Consider the following 262-nt stretch of genomic DNA (forward strand, 5'->3'; position numbering starts at 1 on the left):
GGATCGCATTCTTTTCCGCCCGGACGGACAGATAGACCGAGTCGGACAGGTCGCTGGAATTGCGAAGGTTCGCAGCCGGCCCCTCGACGATGTCGGTGATGGCCATGTTCAACCCGGAAAGGTTGGATATGGCAAGCACGGCCATGCCGCAGGTCATCAGGATGATGAGGCCGAAGGTCAAGGCCAGTTTTAGTTTGATCGTGAAACGCATGTCAGTTCCCTGTAGCTGCGAAATATCCCTGGAGCGTCGCTCAATGGACGG

At 56.9% G+C, this 262-nt stretch carries 1 protein-coding gene; it reads right to left on the bottom strand.

Annotated features, from left to right (window positions below):
* A partial coding sequence (locus R0J92_RS23895) for a hypothetical protein (protein ID WP_411053507.1) occupies window positions 1-211 on the bottom strand: 211 nt, incomplete at its 3' end.
* Window positions 212-262 lie beyond the last annotated feature (51 nt).

It is taken from the genome of Tritonibacter sp. SIMBA_163, from assembly GCF_046535935.1.
Lineage (GTDB): Bacteria > Pseudomonadota > Alphaproteobacteria > Rhodobacterales > Rhodobacteraceae > Epibacterium > Epibacterium scottomollicae.